The organism is Amycolatopsis sp. NPDC031561 (assembly GCF_055580625.1).
Window position 1 is genome coordinate 13,050 of the sequence record NZ_JBVILA010000007.1, and the last position, 16,272, is coordinate 29,321.

The 16,272-nt window shown below is 63.4% G+C and carries 10 protein-coding genes; 5 read left to right on the forward strand and 5 right to left on the reverse strand.

Annotated elements, in window-relative coordinates; translation table 11 throughout:
- Window positions 1-4: 4 nt before the first annotated feature.
- The 4 genes from ACZ5IK_RS16980 to ACZ5IK_RS16995 form a co-directional block, all read right to left on the reverse strand.
- A complete protein-coding gene (locus ACZ5IK_RS16980; protein ID WP_465488525.1) occupies window positions 5-2,653 on the reverse strand; it encodes an ATP-binding protein in 2,649 nt (882 codons plus the stop codon).
- A 614-nt stretch (window positions 2,654-3,267) separates the two neighbouring features.
- A complete protein-coding gene (locus tag ACZ5IK_RS16985) occupies window positions 3,268-8,196 on the reverse strand; it encodes a hypothetical protein (RefSeq protein WP_465488526.1) in 4,929 nt (1,642 codons plus the stop codon).
- 21 nt (window positions 8,197-8,217) lie between these two features.
- Window positions 8,218-8,562 carry a trypco2 family protein gene (locus ACZ5IK_RS16990; RefSeq protein WP_465488527.1) on the reverse strand — a complete coding sequence of 115 codons (345 nt, stop codon included), beginning with the start codon at window positions 8,560-8,562 and terminating at the stop codon, window positions 8,218-8,220.
- A gap of 1,768 nt (window positions 8,563-10,330) precedes the next feature.
- Entirely contained in the window at window positions 10,331-11,470 is a 1,140-nt protein-coding gene (locus tag ACZ5IK_RS16995) for an N-acetylmuramoyl-L-alanine amidase (RefSeq protein WP_465488528.1), read from the reverse strand.
- A gap of 201 nt (window positions 11,471-11,671) precedes the next feature.
- On the opposite strand from ACZ5IK_RS16995, the gene ACZ5IK_RS17000 reads away from it, so the two are divergent.
- Genes ACZ5IK_RS17000 through ACZ5IK_RS17010 form a run of 3 tightly spaced genes read left to right on the forward strand, consistent with a single transcriptional unit; the run spans window position 11,672 to window position 14,307 of the window.
- On the forward strand, window positions 11,672-12,631 hold the full coding sequence (locus ACZ5IK_RS17000) for an NAD-dependent epimerase/dehydratase family protein (protein ID WP_465488529.1): 960 nt from the start codon (window positions 11,672-11,674) through the stop codon (window positions 12,629-12,631).
- A gap of 2 nt (window positions 12,632-12,633) precedes the next feature.
- Window positions 12,634-13,845, forward strand: a complete 1,212-nt coding sequence (locus ACZ5IK_RS17005) for an MFS transporter (RefSeq protein ID WP_465488530.1) — start codon at window positions 12,634-12,636, stop codon at window positions 13,843-13,845.
- 21 nt (window positions 13,846-13,866) lie between these two features.
- Complete coding sequence (locus ACZ5IK_RS17010) at window positions 13,867-14,307, forward strand: NUDIX hydrolase (RefSeq protein ID WP_465488531.1); 441 nt, start codon at window positions 13,867-13,869, stop codon at window positions 14,305-14,307.
- A 1-nt stretch (window position 14,308) separates the two neighbouring features.
- Here ACZ5IK_RS17010 and ACZ5IK_RS17015 read toward each other — a convergent pair whose 3' ends face one another.
- Window positions 14,309-15,133: a hypothetical protein gene (locus tag ACZ5IK_RS17015; RefSeq protein ID WP_465488532.1), complete on the reverse strand. Its 825-nt coding sequence runs from the start codon at window positions 15,131-15,133 to the stop codon at window positions 14,309-14,311.
- Window positions 15,134-15,171: 38 nt separating this feature from the next.
- Between ACZ5IK_RS17015 and ACZ5IK_RS17020 the strand changes: the two genes are divergently transcribed.
- Window positions 15,172-15,852 (forward strand): HAD family hydrolase, encoded by a 681-nt coding sequence (locus ACZ5IK_RS17020; RefSeq protein ID WP_465488533.1) that lies wholly within the window; start codon window positions 15,172-15,174, stop codon window positions 15,850-15,852.
- Between the two features lie 78 nt (window positions 15,853-15,930).
- Complete coding sequence (locus ACZ5IK_RS17025) at window positions 15,931-16,221, forward strand: DUF3040 domain-containing protein (protein WP_465488534.1); 291 nt, start codon at window positions 15,931-15,933, stop codon at window positions 16,219-16,221.
- The last annotated feature ends 51 nt before the right edge of the window (window positions 16,222-16,272 follow it).

Below are 16,272 nucleotides of genomic sequence, written 5' to 3' on the forward strand. Positions count from 1 at the left end.
CAGTTCATTGCGTCTTGTCTGAAGATGCGTTTGTAGCGTGTTTCAGCCGGGCGTGAATCTCGGCGGTCTGTGGGGCACCGAGTTCCTCGCAGATCGCAAGTGCCTGACGCCAGCATTCAACTGCCGTGTCGATAGTGCCGAGGATCTTCGCTATGTCCCCGATGGCGGTGAGGCTCCTCGCTTCGCTCCAGCGGTCGCCGGCCTCACGCCACATCCCCAGCGCCTGCCGGTAGTGCTCTTCGGCCTTGTCGAGTTCGTCGAGGTCCCGGTAGGTGTCCCCGAGGCTTTTGAGGATCTGGGCTTCACCGCCCGGGTCGCTGCTCCCACGTCGCAGGTGCAGTGCCTGTTGGAGATAGTCAATCGCCTCGACGTACCGTCCGAGACCGCGGCAGGCGTCGCCGAAGCAGTGCAGGGCCTGGCTCTCGCCGTATGGGCTGTCCACTGTGCGAAACAGGGTGAGAGCCTCCTGGGAACAGGCCAAGGCATCGGTGAACCGCTCTAGCTCCCACAAGGCGATGCTCAGACTTCCCAGGGTCCACGCCTCGGCGTAACGGTCGCCCAGTTCGCGCCAGACGTCGAGTGCGCGCTCAAAGCTGTCGATCGCATCGTCATACCGGCGGAGGTTGCGGTATGCGATTCCCAGACCCGCGAGCAGCCAAGCGTATCCGTTCCGGTCGGCTTGCTGCTCAGCCGCGACGAGCCCGATACGGTAGGCAATGATCCAGTCGACCCAGGGAGTCCGCAGGGTGAAATAGCCCCATAACGCGATCGGGAGTTGCCAAGCGATTTCCAGGTGCGACTCGTCCGAGGCCTGTCGAGTCGCGGCGACGAGGTTGAGGCGTTCTGCCTCGCACCACTGCCAAGCCCGCCCCTGGGTTTCGAAGGTCAGAGGACGGCAGCCGACGGGTGGTTCGCCGAGCGAGAAGTGTCGTCGACGTCGTGCGAGTTGACGGTCGGCGGCATCGGCTGAATGCAGGTACCACGTCAGCAGACGCAGTTTGGCGTCACTGCGGTCGGCTTCGGTTTCGTCTTCGCTGGCGCGTTCCGCGGCGTACAACCGAAGCAGGTCATGGAGACGGTAGCGGTTGTGGTCGACCTCCTCGACGAGATGCACGCTGGCGAGAGCGTCAAGGTTGCGCTGAGTCTGCTCGATGGTGAGGTTGGTCAGCGCCGCGGCAGCCGGGATCGAGATATCCGGGCCGGAGTGCAAGCCGAGCAAGCGGAACACATGGGAAACGGCCGGCGGCAGCGCCCGATAGGACCAGGAGAACACGACGCGCACGGCCGTGCTCTCGTCGTCGTCCGCTGCCAACAGGTCGAGCCGGTCGCGTTCGCCGGACAGTTGGTGAGCGAGTTCGGCAAGTGTGAGTCTGGGGTGCGCGGCGACGCGTTCGGCGGCGATGCGCAGCGCGAGCGGAAGGTATGCGCATGCGCGCGTGATCTCGGCAGCCGCAGCACCCTCGACCGCGACCCGGTCTTCACCGACGATTTGCTCGAGGAGGGAGTACGCCTCCGTCGGGTGAAGCGGATCGAGGGTTAACCGGGCGGCGCCCTCTCGGGCGACCAGACCGGACATCCGGTGGCGACTGGTGATGAGCACTCGGCACGTGGCCGATCCGGGAAGCAACGGGCGGACTTGCTCTGGTGTGGCGGCGTTGTCGAGAACGATCAGGACACGCCGGCCGGCCAGCAGTGAGCGGTAGAGCGCCGCCTGCCCCTCGAGGTCCGCCGGCATGTTCCGGGTGGTGACACCCAGCGCTCTGAGCACCCGTTCCAGGATCTGCTCGAGCGGTGTGGGCACGACCGGGTCGTAGCCATGGAGATCGATGTAGATGTCGCCGTCGGCGAACTGGCTCCTCACAGCGTGTGCCCAGTGAACGGCCAGCGCGGTCTTCCCCATACCGGCAGCGCCGACGATCAGGAATATCGTGGCTTCTCCGGGCCCGCTCGCCTCGGGCTTGACAAGCAACGAGTCGAGTTTTGCGATGTCGGCGAGGCGACCGGTGTAATGGGCGGTATTCGCCGGGAGATGCCGGGGCACCGGTAGCACCCGGCGTTCGGCGCCTGCCGCGGACCTTGATTGTCTCGCTGAGTCGACGATGTCGCTGTAGGGGTTGTCCGGCAGGGCGATCCACGCCGAAGTGACCGTCTCTTTGGCTGAGATAGTCACATTTCGGTAAGTGTCAGGCCTGGCGGTGATGCTGTGCCGCACCACCTCGTCGAAGAACCAGTTCGACGTGATGAGCGCGAGTATGCCTCGCGACCCTGCTAGGGCGGCCCTCAACTCAGAAGAGTTCGCGAGGCGAAACGTCAGGTTCACTGACGCGGCTGTGACGCCGTGGTCGTCGTAATTGATTTCTCCTGCGTGCACCGCGAGCCGCAACCTAATGCGGGCTTCGGGCCCGTGCAGGTGGTTGTGCTCCGCGAGTGCGTCCACCACCCGGGCGGGAAGTGACTCCACAAAGAGGCTTTTGGGCACTTCCGGCGGCGCAAGGACGAAGACTCCGTCACCGCGGTCTTCCGATTCACAGGATTCCCAAGGGATGCCGGCTCTGTCGAAGGAGGTCTGCAGGCAGCTGTAGAGCCCGCGCCGGACCGCGAGCTGGTGGTGATTGGTCCGTTGCCATGCGCCGAACCCCTCGACGTCGACCACGACGATCGTACGGTGAACCGCAGCCGTCGATCTCGTCATCACCACGCCCCCGCCGGTTTCGCCGGTCCCTCACGAGCTCCCCGTTCGGACAATGATGAACGTGATTCACGCTCCCATGGGCGGTTCTCACTCGAATGGCCGCTTACCACTGGACAAAGACAAGGACAGGCCCACTGCCAAAGCGGATGTAGGCGGTCAAGTATTCCGGGCGAGTTCCGCGAAGACGGCTTGGGGCCGATCGCCCGGAATCACTCCGCGAGCAGTTCGCCCGGCGAGCGGTCTGACTCCACCAGGTCCACGAGGTCTACTACCGCTGGGCGCAGTTCAGTGGTGATCTAGGCCGGGCCAACCCGCTATACAAGGCCGCCCTCGCCGACAGCGAGCGAGTCCTGGCCCCGACCACCCCACAACCCAGACCATCCGCTCGAACCTCGACAGGGCGCGAACGACCTGTAGCTGCCACCGTGCGGTCGTTACGGAGCCGGCCGACGATGTCACCGAACATCCGCTATTCGGCATGCCTGTGCGTTCACGGAGCGACCGATAAGCGGCATGACAGTGCATGCGTCATGATCGGTACCTCGATCACCGGTAGCGCTGACTCAGCCATCGAATCAGGTGGGTGGCCGGACGAACTCGATTAGTCGGTCCCGGAGGATTTCCTGTTCGGCTTGGGTTTCGCATGGGGCGATGGCGAGTACCTCCGGAAGAAACCGCTCGACTCCCGCTGGCCTGCCACACCCGCGCTCGTGAAGCCACAATGCGCCGAGGAGCAGTTGCCGCCGCGTTCGGTGCGACTCGGCGTCCTCAAGCGCCAACTCGGCTGTGGTGTCGGTGACCAGCCCGGTCGGGACGATCACGTGTATGCCGTACAGCCGTCCCGCACCCAGCAGCCGGACTGCGTCCGAGGCGATCTCCGACGTTGGCTTCGCGAGGTTGAGCACGTCGAGGTCGTCCTGTATCCGTTCCGCCAGCAGATCGTGGGTGAGGGCTTGCACGTCAGTGCGCTCAGCGCCGCTCCACCACAGATCGAACACCGCGTCGATTAGCTGTCCACGGCTAGTGACGGCGAATTCACGACGTAGCCAACTTGTGCTTCGCGCCGCCGCCCCCAAGCCGGTGGACAGCTCCTCCGACAGGACCAAGCAAGCGGTCTCCTCCGCCGGAATAGCCCGGACCAGGTCCACGAGTCGCACCCTGGCACTCAAGTGCCAGCCCTGTCGGAACACGTCGAGCAAGAGGCGGTGCAGCTCGAGTGCCCGGGACTCAGCGAACGGCAATGCTCCTCGCGCGACAGCTGCCAGCGCCTTAAAGGCGTTCGCCACGCGCATGCTCGCCCGCTCGGAGCCGAGATAGGACTCGACGGTCGGGGTAGCCGCCAGCATGGGAAGAACCGCCCTGGCAATGTCGGGCATCGCCGACTCGCATTCTTCCAGCAGCCAGTCCGACCTCGGCAGGGTGGCTGCGGCAAGGTGGATTAAAGGCTTCGGGCCGTACTGTACGAAGATTTGGCGCACCACTCCGTGGAACAGCTTCTGGTCCAGCCTGTAGTAGTCTGACAACCTGTTGACACCGGTCGTTGCGGCGATTGTGGCGAAGGGGCTAGCAAGCACGCCAAGCGAGGCGACGTCGCGCATCCGCTCTATCAGGCCGGGACCCGGCTGCGGCCAATAGCGCGAGGCGTGGGTGACGAAGGCGACCCGGTCGATAGACCGGTTCACAGCGAACAATAACCGGGAGAAGGTCGTCGGTGAGCTCCATTTCGCTGCGACAGCCAGGGCGAGATCCGGCCCTCGGGCCGGAAACAGCCGGGGAAATCGGTCGATGATCTTCACCGCGTAGCCAAGGTGACTCAGGCATCCCTCCGCCAAACGACCGATCTCGTCTCCGTCATGCCACCGGCCGATGATCGCCTCGGACAACGCCTGCCCATCCTGACCGAAGAGCGAGGGTGCCCGCTCGAATAAGTCGACCGCGTAGCCGAGGTTGCGCATGCAGAGCTCAGCAAGACTCAAGATGCCCTGTTTAGTGTTCCAGTGACCGGAGATTGCCTGGAGCAGCGTCTGACCGTGCTCCGGGAACAGTGTCGACACCCCGTGGATGAATTCAAGGGTACTGCCGAGGTGCTTCAGGCTCGCCGAAGCGAACTGATCGAGCCCTATTGTTGTCGTCCACTGCTTAAGGATCGCGTCTGCTAACGGTACCCCCACCTCTGGATAGCACCTTGCGGCTCGTTCCAATAGGTCTATCGCGTACCCGAGATGGAACAGGCACTGTTCGGAAAGCCGTTCGATCCCCTCCGGGGTGTTCCAGTTGGACAGCACGGCCTCAGCGATCGTCTGCCCGCGGTCGGCGAACAGCGTCGGCGCGCGATCGAGGAATACAACCGTGTAACCTAAGTGTTTGAGGCACGCGTCAGCCAGTCGCTCGACGCCGTTTGGGGTTTCCCAGAGCGTGATGACACCGTCGGCGAGCATGGAGCCTGCGTCGGGCAGCAGCCTCAAGATCCCGTCGAAGAAGTGGATGGCGTTGCCGATGTGCTTGAGACATGCCTCGGCTAGCCGGTCGATGTCCTCCTCGCTACTCCATCGTTCGACGACCGCATGCACGGTCGTGCTGCCCATGCCGGGGAACAATGTCGCCAGCCTGTAGAAGAGGTCGATGGTGTAGCCGATGTGCTTGAGACATGCGTCGGCGAAGACCGTGATGCCCGATGGCGTGTTCCAGTGCACCACGATTGCGTGGATGAGGGTTGGGCCCCCCGCCGGGGCCAACTGGGGGACGTGTTCCAGGAAGTTAACCGCATGGCCGAGGTGGCTTAGGCAGGCTCGGGCCACCCGATCGATGTACTCAGGGGTGGTCCACTGCTCGATCACCGCCTGCACGACAGTGGTGCCCACCTGAGGGTATAGCCGGGAGAACTGACTCAGGAAGTCCATCCCGTTGCTCAAGTCGCGGGTGCACATATCTGCGAGCAGGGCGATCTCTTTCTGCCAGTTCCACCGCTCGAAGACGGCTTCGGCGAGGTCGCGTCCAGCCTCCGGAAACAGCTCTGGGACTTCATTAAGAAACTTGACAGCATAGCCGAGGTGGCTTAGGCAGGCTCGGGCCACCCGATCGATGTACTCAGGGGTGGCCCAACGCTCGATCACCGCCTGCACGACGTTGTCCCCAAGCCCCGGTAACAACTTAGGAAAGCGGGTGAAGAAATCAATACCCTCACTCAGGTCACGCAAAGTCGCGTTTGTCAGGGCTTCATTGTTTTCGGGAGTCGCTAGCTGTCTAGCGATTGCGCCAGATATGGCGAAACCGACGTCGGGAAACAGGCTTGGCAGATCGCTCAACAGTCTGATTGATTCGCCGAGGTTGCTCAGCAGGTACTCGCTAAACCTGCTGATATCGCGCGGAGTCGTCAGCCTCGGCCGCAGTTCCGCAGCCAGCAATCCGAACAACCTGGGCAGGCTTCGTTGAATCGAGCGAAGGTAGCTGAGGGCGATCATCTCCGGGTAGCCGCGGATCATCGCGACGCTGAGCGGAGCGTTCGACGGCTCAGACAAGACTTGGTCAATGCGCCCTAAGGAGATGATCCCGTACCTGGAAAACCGTTTCAGATTCGTCGGCTGCATCCCCGCCAACAGCCCTGGCACGGTCCGGACGCACGCCCGCAGCGTCGCCACGGCCTCCTCGATGTCACCACCTTCCTCAAGTCGCCCTGCCAACTGGTAACCCGTCGCTGGCGATCGGCGAACAATCTCCAGGACGACATCAAGCTGATCAGACTTGCTCTCCATCCGGCACGCGGACAGCACGAGGGCACCCAGACCGCTGTGCGCGAGGGTGTAGTAGCGGTGCGCCCTGCGTTCGTCGACTGTCCGGTGCACGAATCCCTCGCGCAACGGCGCTTCCAGCGCGTCCAAGTTCAGAGCATCCTCAGAGACCGCAACCTCGAGGGAGGCCCCGACAGCCAGCCGGATAAGATCGGGCCGTGCCTCCGGCCAGTGGAAGACATACTCGTCAAGGACGTGAGCGACCGAGTCGTCTGCGGTCAACGTCGCGCTGCGGCGGATCCAAGTTTCGAGCCCCTCGGTCTCGAGGTGTTTGCGCACGGCGAGCGTGAACACCATTCGGTCGCCTGCGAACAGCGCCAGCCATTCAGTTGCCTTTTCATGCGGAATCTCCAGCGTACCCGTCTCGGCCGCATCGATCCCGGCGTTGCGCTCGAGTGTGAGAACCAGATCCCTCGTCGTTGTCGTCAGTTCGTACACGACGTCAACCAGCTCTGCGATCAGTGAGTGCTCGTTGTGATGCCGAAGGTTTCTGACCAGGCGTTCTGACATCAGCAAGCGCCCAGGCGCCCCGATCCTGGACCACTGCCGGTGCAGGGTGGAGGCTAGCGCTGTGGCCCGGTGAGTGTTCTCGACGATTAAAATCGAGTGCTCGGTGGCGAGTTTGGGCACCAGGTCGACCACTCTGTTCTGGACCGCCAGGTCGTCCGAGTCATCGAGTAGAGCCAGGTCAAGGTAGTAGGCATCGCCAGTGCGCAGGCTGTGTTGGACGCCCACCCACGCGCACACGGTTGTTTTCCCCGCCGCACCCGCGCCCGTGAGCATGACGCTTCCAGCCGCCAGCAGAGATTCCAGCTCAGGTCCCCGCTTGCCGATACGGACCTGCCCGTCCGCGTACTCGGAATATGCTGGCTGGAGAGACCTAGTTCTCGCCGGCCCGAATATGGAGCAATGGGCATCGACAAGCTCGAACGGGAGAATCTCACCAGCCGACAACGCTCCGGAGTCCGTACCCGGCTCCGCGTCCGGACATGCCACGACAAGGTCAGCGTGACCTGGAATACCAAGCAGATCGCGAAACTCATGGTGCCGCTCCGACCGACCTGACCGCAGCGCGACCTGCTCGAAGGTGACCAATTGAGTGGATGATGAACTCTGCCGCCGATGGTGCTCCACGATGACACCCAATGCGAGTCCACCACGGAATACGACAGCCCCTGAGAAACCGGACCAGGCCGTTGAGTCGTCAGTGCTTTCGTCGATGCGAACAGTCTCTAGCAGTGGCTCGCGGAGAAGCAGGTTGCCCGATTCTGACTCATCAGTCTGATAGATCACTCCGTGCAGTTCACTGTGCCCCCGAGTCAGCGCTCGTGGATCGAACTGAAATCGAGGAAATCCGATTCCCACGCAGTCGCGCAACTTCCCGGACTGTGTGCGATCCACCCGCCCGTAGGTGGTGACGACGTCGTCAGAGTGGAAAGTACCGTCAGTGTTAGGGGTAAGGGCGGCGATGTCCACCCCAGGAAGGCTCCATATCCGCAACGAATCCCGAACTTCGCCGGTGGCAGCGTTGACCACTCGGATGGTCTCGGCCGGCTCCTTGGTCACCCTGTCGAGGGTGCAGTGCTTGGCCGTCACGATGACTTCCGGACTGACCATATACCCGGAACCGATCTGCTCGGTCCCGTCGGCCAGGGTGGCTAGCACGGCGACAACCCGGTCGAGCCGGACGCCGCCCGTGGTTGCTAGTCGACTCATCGGCTCGGGCTACGGGAGATGTCAGCTCTCCTCGTCAGACTCATTCCTCGGCCCGATGTGCTGACTGAGTTGGCTTGCATCGGAGACGTATGGTTTCTCCGTGAGCCTGCCAGCGGCATCGCGAAAGGCTGGGTCGAGTGTGAGCTTGAGAGTCTGCGTGCGGCCTTTCTCATATTTTCCTCCGGCCTCGACGATCTGCCAGCCGATCTTGCCCTCACCGACCTTGGTGACCACGACTTCAAGGGTTAATTCAATGGGAGCCAAACGAAACAGCAATCCGGTCTGCGGCATTTTCGCCATAGCGGCGTGAAGCTCATCTCGAAGTGCGGCAATAGACTCGGCCAAACCGAGTCCGTAGTCGGTCATTTACTTACTCCTCTGCTGTCGAAAACGTGCGACTAGGAAGCAAGTGCCCGCTCGGTGCGGCCTCTGAGTCTAGCGACGTGAACGAGGTAGCGAGCGATGCGTGGATCCGCGCGCACGTCGGCTACTGGGCGGCCTTTGGCGCGTAGGTCGGTCAGCTTCACCATGTGATCGCCGCGTTCACCTCATGTGCACGGCTGAACGCACCCAACGCCTTCGCGTCGGCATCACTGAGCTTCGACGTTGGTTCCGTCCCGCCACAGAGACCGTCGCTACCAGTACTTCGGTCCCGCCGAAGCGTATCTCCACAATCTGATCCGCCACCGTGACTCCTCCCTCCGCTACCACACACAGTCGCTTCTTCCGTCTGGGTTGTTACGCACGGTGCTGATCAACGCTAGTGCCGTGGTCAGGTTGCGTCCGCTCGTCGGCATGAGCGGACGCCACCCGCACCCAGACCCAGCGATCAAACGGCTATCTGAAACGTCATAAGGACGGCCCGTTAGATCGACGCACTCCAGCGACGACGTCACTCCGCAACAGCAATCAAAACGACTATCCCGAACTCTCACACTAATTTTTCAGGAGCAATCCTGGAGCACAACGTCGGTTACAACCGCGTCCAACGACGCCGAACCGCATCGGTCAGAGCACAACTGCTCCAGTCGACCAGCGGGTTCTCGATAACCGCAGGTCAGCGCCTTGCTCGAACCTGACTGGCAGTGAGGGGGTCACCGATGCCGTTCTCGCAGGTCAGAAAGCTTCCACTTGAGTGACTCCGCTTTCCGCTAGGTGCTCCACACCGCTGAAGCCGGCCATCCGAGAGCAGCACACTGAGCGCTGCCACAGCCACGATCTTCGCCGCGCCTCGCGCACCCGCCGGAGACCCAACGCCAAGTCGGGCCCACCCGGACGCCGGTATCGCTGCACAAGCGGCACTTCAGGGTGACCACTCGACAGGCGTCACAATCGACACCAAATCGCCCTAGACCCCAGACACGAAGAAGCCCAGGCCGCGTGGCCTGGGGTTGCGCTCCCCCGTTTGGACTCGAACCAAGAACCCGCCGGTTGACTGATTCCAGTCGATACCTGGCCTCCCCCTGCGCCGGGTCGTTCGAAGCCAAAGCGGACCACAAGTACGCCCGACGCCCCGAACAGATCGAACTCGCCAAACACCAACGCGACGCCGAACTCAAACTTCATTGGGTACGCCACGCTCTACCGCAAGTTCATCGCCCGACGTGACCTCGTCGGTTCGACGGCGCGCAGTGCGCGGGCAGAACCGTGGACATCACTGGCCTTCTGCTCGAGAACACGGAGCACGCCCAGCCAACCTGCGACCACAACGAGCTTGTCCAGCCGTGGAAGCAAAGAACTCCGGACCTGCCGAAGCCCCCACCGCAGCGGTTGTGGCGAGGAAGCAAAAAGCTGCTAAGCCACCAACTGGCTCTGCAGAGCGCTCCTCCACCTATGCGCACACCGGAGCAAACGGAGACATAACGGAGCCCAGTCGCGATCAACGCCAAGGCGGAATTGTCGCCGAAGGACCAACGTTCCCGCAGGTCAGCAGCCATGTTGATGTTGTGGGCCGGGTCGGGCTCGAACCGACGGCCAGGATTATGAGACCCCAGTTCCGATATATCAGGCAGTGTCGCCGAATGCTTGTTTACCGGTTTGTGCAGGTCAACGCCAGCTTGAGCCCGGACCGAGTGCCACTGGGTGTCGGCGATGAGGTCTCGTAGGGGGCGTCCGAACAGTGCACGCCGATCACTCACGCTGATTCGTGCCGGAGGATGTCGTGGATGCTGTAGGTCCCGGTCATCGGCTGGAACTCTTCGTCCAAGAGGTACAGTCGTTTGACCGCGACGAGAATCCCTTCGGCTACCAGATCCCGGAACGCGGGGTCCAGCAAGAGACCGCGGTCGCCGTCGTTGGTCAGATAGCCGATCTCCAGGCGCAACGAGGGACAGCGCGATCGGGTGAGGATGTCCCAGGTTTTCGGGTGCGTACCGCAGTCGGCGAGCCCGGTTCTGGCGACGATCTCCCGCTGGACCAGTCCGGCCAGCAACTCTCCCACGGTGGAGTGCCGCCCGTTTCCAGTGCCGAAGTAGAAGCTCGCGACACCCTGAGCACGGGGTGACGCGGAGCCATCGACGTGCAAGGACAGTAGAAGATCCGCATCGGCTTCGTTGGCCAGTTCCGCGCGGCCGGTGGCCGGCACACTGGCCGGCCCGCGCGACAGCAATGCCTCCATACCCACCGCGATCATGTGGCCTTCCAGCCGTCGAGCCAGATCCCACATCAGGGCAGCTTCGGTCACCCCATCGTGGATCACGCCGCTGTCCTCGCCCCCGTGACCAGGGTCAATCACGATCCGTTTACCGTGCAGGCGCGGCCCCGACCGGCGCAAGCGCTCCTTCTCCCGCAGCAGTACCGGGCTGCCTCCAGTCGCGGGTGCGCGGTGCAATCTGTCCAGGGCGTGGACGGTTTCGGCGCCGCACACGCCGTCCGGGGCCAGACCGACGTCGTGCTGAAACCTGCGCAACGCACTGTGGGTCTGTGGCCCCAACTCGGCGTCACATCGGCCGACGTCGTAGCCGAGTGCCGTCAACTTCTCCTGCAGTGCCAGCACATCGTCGCCGAAGACAGGCGCAGAAAAGAGGTAGGTCAGCGGACGGCTACCGAGATGGAACATCGCGCCGCGCAAAGCCCGAAAAGTAGCCGGTCCCACCACCCCGTCCGGGTCGAGGCCCCGCTCTTGCTGGAACGCTCGCAAAGCCCGTTCGGTCGCTTCCCCGAAGTACCCCTGATCGGCGGTAGGCCCTGACATGTCAAGTAGTTTCTGGTCCTGAAGAATCGAATTGACCTCGGCCACAGCAGCGCCCGAGTCACCACGACGAAGCATCCGCATTTCGTTTAGCCCCCTTGTTGCGGTACCGACCACCGTTTCACTTTTGCACAGCATGGCGGGGCCTGCAGCCGCTGGAGAGAGATTGCCGAGATTTTCTTGGAGACGTGTTTAGCCGCCCCAAAACGGGTACCAGGCGAAGGTCAACTCCGGGAAAGCCATCCAATGGGGGCATGTGCTGTGAACTTGACAGGAAAGCGGATCATGGTCATCGGCGGCGCCGGTTTCATCGGCAGCCACGTCGTCGACCGACTACTGAAAACGCAGGTTTCAGAGGTAATCATCTACGATTCCCTTATCCGAGGGGCCCTGAGTAACCTGGAAAGCGCGGTCGGCGATCCCAGGCTGACCGTGCTGCCAGGTCAGCCCGACATCCGTGACCTCGATCGGCTCAATGAGGCGATGCAGGGCGTCGACGGTGTTTTCAACCTCGCGGCGATCGGCATCGTCGCGAGCAACGAATCACCGGACGATGCCTTCACCATCAATGTCGAGGGCAACTGGAACGTCTTCCAGGCCGCTGGGCGGAACGGCGTGAGCAAGGTCGTCCATTCGTCGTCGGCCAGTGTGTACGGTCAACCTCAGATCGTGCCGATGACCGAGGAACATCCCTACAACAACAGAACCCTCTATGGGGCCAACAAGGTTGCGGCCGAACACCTCCTGCTGGCCTGTGGTGAGTTGTACTCCTTGGACTGGGTGGCGTTGCGCTACTTCAACATCTACGGTCCGCGGCAGGACTCCAAAGGTGCCTACACTTCGGTTCTCCACAAGGTGCTGGATCGGCTCGAGGCGGGCAAGCCGCCGGTGATCCACGGCGACGGGTCGCAGATGCTGGACTTCGTGCACGTTCACGACGTCGCGGCGGCGAACGTCCGCGCCATGGAATCAGACACGAAGAGCGGATTCTTCAATGTCTGCTCCGGCGTGGGTACGACGGTTCGAGAGGTCGTCTCGATGCTCAGCGACCTGACCAGCCGCGACATCGAGCCGGAGTACCGCGAGGCCGCCATCCCGGCCAATTTGGTGACGAAACGCATCGGCGGCAAGGACAAGGCGGCCGACCTTCTCGGTTTCTCCGCGGGTGTCGATCTGGCCGACGGCCTGCGAAGCCTGGTCGAATGGCGTAACCGGACCCGCTCAAGCGGCGTGCCGTCAAGGTAGCGATGCCCACCCCGCGACAGATCCGACGTCCACGCCGCGCACTGCCGGTGGGGCTCCGTCCGCTGCGCCACAGCCGTTTTCGCTGGCTGTGGCTGGCGGGCGTGGTCTCGTTCTTCGGTACGTGGATCCACAATGTGGCCGCCCGGTGGACCGTGGCCACCCTCTCACCCTCCCCTTTCCTGGTCAGCGTCGTCGATGCCCTGCAGGCTCTGCCCATCGTTCTGCTGTCGGTCGTCGCCGGGAAAATGGCGGACACCCGGGACCGCCGGAAGCTCCTCGTCTGGATCAACCTCTCGCTGATGGCCGTCTCCCTGGCCATGGGCCTGCTGGCCGCTCTCGATCAGCTGCGGATCCCGTCCTTGTTCGTGCTCACCGCGCTCATGGGCGCGTTCGTCGCGCTGGACAACCCGGTGTGGCAGTCGACGGTTCCCCGTCAGGTCCCGGACGAGGACGTCCACGGGTCGGTGGCGCTGGTGAGCACTGGATACAACGCCGCACGAACACTGGGACCGACCATCGGTGCGTGGCTTCTGATCACCGTCGGCGCGCCCGCGGCGTTCTTCCTCGACGCCGTGAGCTTTGCGTTGATGGCGGTGCTCGTCTGGCGGTTGCTACCACCGATGGAGACCAGTCGTGCCCCTGCCGAACGCATCCGGCCGCTGCGTGATCCGATCGTCCGCAAGCTCTACGGCGTCGCCTTCCTCTTCTCCCTGCTCGCGATGCCGGCGATGTCGCTGCTTCCCATCGTCGCGAGGGATTCCCTGCAGGGCGGCGCACTGGGCTTCGGAGGTTTGCTCAGCGCGTTCGGAGCGGGCGCCATCCTGGCCGGACTGTTCGTCGCCAGCCTGGCGGCCAAGCTCGGCTACAACCGGTTCGTCGCGATCTGTTGTCTGGCAAGCGCGGCCGGGATGGCGGCGCTGGCCTTCTCACCGCACCTCGTGCTGGCACTCGTGGCTGCGGCGCTGAGCGGTGCCGGCTGGCTGGGAGCGATCAGCATCACCAACTCGACGGTCAACACCTCCGCCTCCGACAAGACACGAGGCCGATTGCTGGCGGTGTACTTCATCTTCGCTTTCGCCGGGCAGTTCGGAGGTTCCTTGCTCGGCGGGCTAGCCGCCCAGACTCTGGGACTGCCGGTGGCCTTCGCAGCGTTCGCCGCACTACTGACGGCGTTGGCCATCGGCATGACCAAACTCGGCGAAATCCGACTGTGAAGGCTCGAGAAAGGCTTGTCCGTGACGACATCGACACCGCGGCATTCGGTCAGCGTCGCCGCGACGATCACCAGCGGAGACGGCCGGATCCTGGTGACCCAGCGCCGTGACAACGGACGGTGGGAACCACCAGGTGGCGTCCTCGAACTCGACGAAGACATCCAGCGCGGGCTTCGCCGGGAAGTACATGAGGAAACCGGTCTCGACATCGACGTCGACCGACTTACCGGCGTCTACAAGAACATGAAGCTTGGCGTGGTCGCGCTGATGTTCCGCTGTCGCCCGGTGGGCGGCCAACTCGCGCTCAACGACGAGGTACGGGCCTTCCGATGGATCCATCCCGCCGAAGTCAGCACTCTGCTGGCCGAAGTGTTCGCCGTCAGAGTGATCGACGCACTCGCTACCTCAGAGGTTGCCGTCCGCGCTCACGACGGGCAGGTTCTCCTCGACCCGGTCCCATAACTCATAACCCTTCGACAAGGACGAGAGCTTGGTCGTCATGACATTTGGGACGGGGCCATCGGCGTCCGTGCGGATCCTCGCGCTCGGCTTGGCGGACTGCGGCCAGCACCGCTCCCGGTCCCTCGCGCCCGGCGAGCAAGTAAACACCAGGCCAGTCGAAAATCCCATAATCGTCGACGCCGCACGAAACTCCGTCACTGGCGAGGACGAGCCCCTCGACCTCGTCGCGTGCCCACGTCGCGTATTCCGCGTGCGAGGCCGCGACGGGGTCGGCCTCCGCGACCCAGAAACCTTCCTCACGATTCCGATACCGGGACGCTGTCGTCGCCATTCCGGCGCGCAGGGCACCAACATGGCCTTCGCTGTATCCCGCGCCATCGCGCAACGCCCGTTGATAGGTGTGCCGCGACGAGGGCAGGCGTCGTACCCTATCGTCGACCAGCGGTCTGGGACCGTCAGCCCCGAAAGCCACGACCGGGCTGTCACACAGGACCAGCGCGTCGACCCGCTCGTCCGTCCAGCGGGCCATCGCCACCGTACTCGACGGCGAGGACCCTGGTATCAGTCCTTCGGTCGCCGCGAGACCCCGGATCGCCTCCTCCAGCACCGACCACAGAGGCGCGTGCGGGTCGGCTTCCAGCGCTCGGACGAGCCGATCCCGCAGCTTTCCGGCATACCAGCCACCGCTGGGGAGACCGGGCGTCAGATTGGTCGCGCCGTCGAGGAGAAGCACCGCGTTGCCCAGAACAGCCACGACGTCTTCGCTGGCCCTCTCCTCGCCGCGTACTCCGACACCGGCTTCTTCCGCGACACGAATCTTCGGCATGCCCCGACCCTAATCCCGAAGGAGAGGTTAAGCAGCCTGTGGAAGAGATCCGCCATATCGTCTGGGATTGGAACGGAACCCTCCTTCAAGACGGCGAAGCGCTGATTGTGTCGACCCTGGAGGCATTCGCCGCGGCCGGCCACGGATCGGTCACCAAAGAGCGCTATCAGCGGTTCCACGGAAAGGCCGTACCCCTCTTCTTCGAGCAGCTCGCCGGGCGCCCACTCGCCGAGTCCGAATTGCAGAACCTGCTCGAGGACTTCCGAGCACGCTACACTCGCCGACTCGCCGACGTGGTCCTCGATCCGGAAGCGGCCGATTCCCTGAAGACCTGGAAGCAATGGGGTGGAAGTCAGTCCTTGCTATCGCTGTACTCACACGAAAAGCTCGTCCCGCTCGTGGCAGAGAACGGAATAGCCGAGTACTTCGATCGGATCGCCGGAGCGCGTCCGACGACGCCTGCGGGCAAGGCGCCGCATCTCGCCGCGCACCTCGCCACCCTCGACATCGACCCGGCGCAGGTGCTGCTCGTCGGGGACAGCGTCGACGACGCGGCGGCCGCCCGGGACTGCGGCATCGCGTGCGTACTCTATTTCGCCGGAGAACACGCGCTTCACCGCAAGGACGACCTTTACGCGACCTCGTTTCCAGTGGTCGAAAGGCTCTCCGACACCGTCTCTCTGGCTCGCACATCGCCGCGGCGCCCTCACGAGCCTTAAGCATTCCGGCCGCAGGCTTAGCCTCGCACGCAACCGGGTACCCCAGGTATCCCTGGTAGTAGCCGCGGAGGAGAAGACATGCTCCCCGAACATGAGCGCCGGACGCTACGTCAGATTGAAGACGAACTGCTGGCCACTGACCCACGGCTGGCCGAAGCAATGGGAAGCGCAGACCGTAGACGAGCGCCGAGATGGCAGTGGATTCTGATCTGCGCGGACGCCACAATCGCTATCACCCTCTTTGTGGGAGTCCTCGCCGATAGCAACCAAACGGTGTTGCTCGGGATCCTCGGCCTCGCCGTCGTAGGAGGGACGCATCTGGCACGACAGCCGCGTGAAACGTCCGGACAACGAGTGACCGAAGAGTAGCGGTACCAAGCAAATGTCAATCGAGGCTCGATCAGAGCCAAAGCTCGACAC

Excerpts from the sequence above, each read along its gene's own strand:
- ACZ5IK_RS16985 (WP_465488526.1), bottom strand. The coding sequence starts at position 8,196 with ATGAGTCGACTAGCAACCACGGGCGGCGTCCGGCTCGACCGGGTTGTC.
- ACZ5IK_RS16990 (WP_465488527.1), bottom strand. The coding sequence starts at position 8,562 with ATGACCGACTACGGACTCGGTTTGGCCGAGTCTATTGCCGCACTTCGA.
- ACZ5IK_RS16995 (WP_465488528.1), bottom strand. The coding sequence starts at position 11,470 with ATGCGGATGCTTCGTCGTGGTGACTCGGGCGCTGCTGTGGCCGAGGTC.
- ACZ5IK_RS17000 (WP_465488529.1), top strand. The coding sequence starts at position 11,672 with ATGGTCATCGGCGGCGCCGGTTTCATCGGCAGCCACGTCGTCGACCGA.
- ACZ5IK_RS17005 (WP_465488530.1), top strand. The coding sequence starts at position 12,634 with ATGCCCACCCCGCGACAGATCCGACGTCCACGCCGCGCACTGCCGGTG.
- ACZ5IK_RS17015 (WP_465488532.1), bottom strand. The coding sequence starts at position 15,133 with ATGCCGAAGATTCGTGTCGCGGAAGAAGCCGGTGTCGGAGTACGCGGC.
- ACZ5IK_RS17025 (WP_465488534.1), top strand. The coding sequence starts at position 15,931 with ATGCTCCCCGAACATGAGCGCCGGACGCTACGTCAGATTGAAGACGAA.